Source organism: Rhizobium sp. 05L419 (assembly GCF_056397845.1).
Window position 1 is genome coordinate 1 of the sequence record NZ_JBFTOF010000064.1, and the last position, 4,367, is coordinate 4,367.

At 58.4% G+C, this 4,367-nt stretch carries 5 protein-coding genes and 1 pseudogene; all 6 read right to left on the minus strand.

Features of this window, described 5'->3' with window-relative positions; genetic code table 11:
* Nucleotides 1–238 (minus strand): annotated as a pseudogene (locus AC1DMK_RS30835) (DUF1254 domain-containing protein); the annotation flags it as partial.
* 481 nt (nt 239–719) lie between these two features.
* Entirely contained in the window at nt 720–1,193 is a 474-nt protein-coding gene (locus AC1DMK_RS30840) for a DUF992 domain-containing protein (protein WP_477864015.1), read from the minus strand.
* Nucleotides 1,186–1,773, minus strand: a complete 588-nt coding sequence (locus AC1DMK_RS30845) for a two pore domain potassium channel family protein (RefSeq protein ID WP_477864016.1) — start codon at nt 1,771–1,773, stop codon at nt 1,186–1,188. The genes AC1DMK_RS30840 and AC1DMK_RS30845 overlap by 8 nt, the downstream gene beginning before the upstream one ends.
* Before the next feature lie 166 nt (nt 1,774–1,939).
* Nucleotides 1,940–2,614: a hypothetical protein gene (locus AC1DMK_RS30850; protein ID WP_477864018.1), complete on the minus strand. Its 675-nt coding sequence runs from the start codon at nt 2,612–2,614 to the stop codon at nt 1,940–1,942.
* A 54-nt stretch (nt 2,615–2,668) separates the two neighbouring features.
* Complete coding sequence (locus tag AC1DMK_RS30855) at nt 2,669–3,238, minus strand: OmpA family protein (protein ID WP_477864019.1); 570 nt, start codon at nt 3,236–3,238, stop codon at nt 2,669–2,671.
* A gap of 436 nt (nt 3,239–3,674) precedes the next feature.
* Entirely contained in the window at nt 3,675–3,932 is a 258-nt protein-coding gene (locus tag AC1DMK_RS30860; protein ID WP_477864017.1) for a hypothetical protein, read from the minus strand.
* Nucleotides 3,933–4,367: the final 435 nt, after the last annotated feature.

Genomic DNA, 4,367 nt, shown 5'->3' on the forward strand with positions numbered 1-4,367 from the left:
TATCATTGAACGGTGCTTTGAACTGCCCCGAGTTCTTGTCGACCGCAAACTCTTGCATAACCGCATAATTCATCACGAGGGGCAGGCCGTAGATGAAGCCTTCCTCGGCGATGTCCTTGGCCTCCAACAGGCTGGGCCATTCGGCATTGCTCTGCGCAATTGCAGGAGTGGACTTCGCCGCCGCGGCGGCGAGTGCGGCCATCGCAGCAGAGCGAAGCAGATCGCGTTTCGTAAGCATCTGAACAACTTCCTTTCGGGTTCGGGGCGGTCAAGTGACGCGCATAAGTGGTAGGAAAAGGTTACGCGACCGCGATGGTTGACAATTCAAGAGCGGCTTATGTCCTCAATTCATCTGGCGCCCGGAAATCAAAGCGGCTGCTGATGCGCGCGACGTCGAAGTGGAAAACCTCAGTTTATTCGCAGCGGTACCCAAGCCAAGGTCTTTGCAGCTGGGAGTAGAACATCAAGTATGTTACAGTAACTTACCTCCTAAATAGGCTGCTTCAGGGACCGTTCTCGCAGCTTCATTTTAGAGACTGGTTCGAACATCGAGCGGTAATCCTGTGTGCAAGTTGATACCTTGTCGACAAGCCGAGGCGGGACCGGCGTCCCCGTGGAAGACGACCGCAGGAGACCTTCCGGTTCTTCAGTAGGGATGGGTGCGGTATCCTTGAATGCCCTGTATTCGCCGGTCACCTCCCAAGTCGACATATGGGAGTTTAGTCACCCGCACTAAGCTTCAGAGACGCAACGCCAATCGCGACATTGACGCCTTCTTCTCCTTCCAGCGACAACGGCTGCAGCGACACGCTGTCTCGACTTCCGCCGACCAACACCTTCGCGCCGCCGCCGAGGCCAAGGCTAGCGTCGGCTTCGACACCCCGATAAGTGCCCTGCAGTCCCGACAGCGGCTGACCGTTGACGCTGGAGACCAGCCAGATCATCCGCCCTGCCTTGACGTCCCCGATGGCGAGACCAAACTCATCGATCGAGCCTTTGTAGGTCTGGGTCGGGCCGGGGAGCGATGGCGATGGTGTAAACGTGCATGAGACGGTTTGCTTGGATTCGAGGATCATACCGACGCCGGCGGATATGTCGCAGTCTAGTTTTCCGACCTCGAGTTGCGCTGCCCCTGCCGAGAGTGGAAAGAGAAGCGCCGCGCAGGCAAGGGAAGCTGTCCAGTGTTTAGACATTGTCGTTCCTTTCCGTTTGAACCGTGAAAAACCACGAGATGAATGCCATTTCCAACATGTGACCGCAGGCGGCATTTTCGAGGGCGTCCGCCTCGTCCTCGTCAGCACGCTCCTGCCCTGCCTGTAGTCGGTCGAATCTCCCGAAATCGGTCATGATGCTGACCAGCACGCTCCCCGTCCAACCAAAGGTGAACAGGCCGGACATTGCTATAATCGGGCCGAGCAGCCGCCATCGATCTGGAAGAGTGACGCCGCCCTCGCCAAGCGTGGTGTAGCTCTCCAACACGTAGTAGTAGCTGTCCCGCATCGAAGGGATGATCTCCCTCACATAGAGGGGAAGTGCCCATATCAATGTCTCTGCAAAATGCAGGAGCGCCAGACCAGCGATCGTTGCCGCCAGCATGATGTTGACCCGCCAATGCGGCGTGGCGCTGGTTACATGCACCCAAGATTCGTTGAACTGCCGACTGATAGACCGGATTCCGGCGCCGTGCACGAAGATGACGACGATCAAAAACAAGGTGCCGACGCATATTTCCAGAACGGGCTTTGGCGTAGAGATGATTTCCACTCGTTGCATCCTCGATGTTTGCCGTCCGTGGGATGTCGCTAATCAGGGTAGTGGCGACCACCACAGACCTCGATCGTTCAAAGACAACCACGCCTGGACGAGCAACAGCCCCAACACATCGGCGGTTTGCGCCCCGCCGATGCTTGCCTAGTTTGACTCCCCTTCCGCTGAGAGTTCAGTAGCAGGGCGGATAAGGGTAGTACCCGCATGCCGGCGGGCGATAGCCATAGTAGGGGTGATACTCGGACGCCACGGCCGCCGCTCCCAGTACAGCCCCCGCTGCGATGGCTCCACCATAGGCCGGGTGCGCATAGTAGGCACCGCGCCAGACAGGAGCACGAAAACCAGCGCCCCCCACGGCAACGCCGCCATAAGGACCGCGTGCCGCAAACCAGTCGATGAATAGCGACGCGGGGCCATCTGCTCCGGCGAGATCGCCTTCGAGGACCGCGACCTCAAAGGTCAGGTTTGCGCCTTCGAGCTTCGGCGTCTTCAGGACCACCACGGCATCGGCGACGGAATCTCCCTTGGCGCTCAGTACCGATATCGTCGCATTCGGCGGGTCCTTGGCGAAGCTGTCCGCTCCCTCGCCCCATTGATTGATGAATTCGGAGGTCAGGACATGACCTGCAGAGCGCACCGGGCGGTCGGCGAAGACGATTGAAACCGCGGAAATACCGCTCATCGTCAGCTTGCCACCCCCGAGCTTTGCGCCTCCAGAATTGAGGACAGCAAGAGAAGGCACCATTTTAGATTTCGTCGCCCCAATCGTCTTCTGTGCGGGAGCCGAGATGGCGTCCTGCCCGAGGGCCGACGACGTGAAAACGAAGGTCGCCGCGAGCGCGACCATGCAGATATGTGAGATCCCAGGCACTGTTCGTCCTCCTGTTGGGCCACGAGGCCGCTACTTCAAAAGTCCCAGATTGATTAACTGGACGCGCCTGTTGTCGGCCGACTTCGGATGACCCGGATCGATCGGCCATTCCTCTCCGGCACCCACTGAAAAAAGGAGGTCAGGGGAAACCGCGAATGTTGTCGACAACGCTTCGTTGATGACGTCGGCCCGTTTCTGGCTGAGTTCGAGATTGTGCTTTGCACTTCCGGTTGCGCTCGAGTGCCCGACGATCAGGAACTTGTCGCGGAGCAAATCAGGATGATGCAACGCGTCCGCGATCAGCTCGACGGTGCGGTAGGACTTAGGCTCAATGGCAGTCGAGTTATTTTCAAAGTCGATCTCGACGATTAATTGCGAGAGCTCCGACAGCTTGCTCCAATTGGGGAGCGCGGCAACGCCCTTCCCGACATTGGTGTTGGCCTCCCCCACCAGCAAAGCGACGTCGACGGCGGATGCCGCAGACTTCGCCTGTCCGAGAGTGCTCATGATCTGGCTGTTGTCGAACTGCTGGGCTGAAGAGAGGCACGGGGCCAGAAGCAGGCCGAATGCCAAGGAGATGCTACGAGCGATCATTTTCATTTCCCCGGTTTCGGTCATCATTCACCGCCATCCTGCGTCGGTGATTGCCTGATTTCATTCCCTGTTGTCGACGCGCTTCGTCTCGACGAGGTAGGAGTGGATATTGCCGTCGCCCTTCACGCTGTTGCAGTATTGCGAGGGCGATGCGATCGTTGCGCTCCGGAGCGATTGAAAGCTCCCATCGCTCTTCCTCGTTGTCGGCGATTTCGAAGTCGTCGCAAAGGTCGCGAAACCCCTCACTGCGTGCGATGAGTTCCTGGACAACTTTGGCGCGCTCCTTGAAGCAGCTCTTTACGAATTCAACTCCGTTCCCCATCCGGTTTATCCATTCGAGTGCGTCGCCTGACGCTGGGCGATCTCCAAACAAGATGAAACAAATTTCTCCCTTTGCACCGTATGTTACCGTAACAAACGGTCGTGAAGCCGCGACGCGCCGTCAGCGCAAACCCCACCCCAGAAGCAGCAAGCCACTTGCGGCGGTCCAACTGCCAGCCACCCGCATCGCTACCGCGCGTCCAGTCCACTTCGTTTTCAGCACCCCAGCCGCGACGAGGGCGATCAAAGCGAAGACAAGCCCGGCTGAGCCAATGATCGCTGGGACGCCGTCACGGGTTGCGGAGTACGCCGATCCGAAGAGATAGCCCTCGGACGCTGCAAGGATGATCGCCAACGATGCCGTCACCCACACGGCCATCCGAACGTCGGCCCTTCCGGTCCGGTCACTGTATTTCCGGTGATGTAGGCGTCAAGCGACCAGCTCGTATCTTGGGGGGCCGTCCGACGTGGCGTTCCTGGGCGGATGCCCCGGTCGCAGCCATTGCGAGGATGGTTGAGGAAAGTAACAGTATGACCCGGTTCGACCTGCGCATGTCTTGCCCTCGATTGAGGTTTGACCTTGGGGATGGAAGGTTTCCCATCAACCTGTGAAAAGCGAAGTTGAAAGCGCAAGGTCTGTAACCCTAGGTCGGATCGACATTCAGGATTCCCAAATCACTTAATCGCTGATTCATAGGACACCGTGTTGGATCACGGAGGCCTTTGATGGTGGCGAAGCGGTATGAACTGAGCGATGGGCAGTGGGCGAAGATTGCGTCCTTGTTGCCGGGCAAGGCCGGTGATCCGGGGCGCA